This window comes from Bacillus cereus group sp. BfR-BA-01492 (assembly GCF_022662815.1).
GTDB classification, from domain to species: Bacteria; Bacillota; Bacilli; order Bacillales; family Bacillaceae_G; genus Bacillus_A; species Bacillus_A cereus_BD.
Genome location: NZ_JAKUEH010000074.1, coordinates 1 through 223, shown reverse-complemented (window position 1 = coordinate 223; position 223 = coordinate 1). Strand labels below are relative to the sequence as shown.

The window sequence follows — 223 nt, the reverse complement described above, 5'->3', positions numbered from 1 at the left end:
CATTAATTCGAAAATTTTGGGTATTACCCAACTTTTTTCAGGATCAGGATAAAGTTTTAAGTTATTGTCTCGCAAGTATCCATAAGGTGGAACACGGGAGATAGATTTTCCTTCTTTTGCGGATGCTCTCCTACCACGCTGCATACGCTTAACAATGGTTTTTAATTCCTCCCGTGCAATTAAAGATTTTATACTAAAGGTTAACTCTTGATTTTCATCATTT

General features: G+C 35.4%; 1 pseudogene. It reads right to left on the bottom strand.

The window, feature by feature from the left end:
* A pseudogene (locus MR063_RS21680) lies at positions 1-223 on the bottom strand (recombinase family protein); the annotation flags it as partial.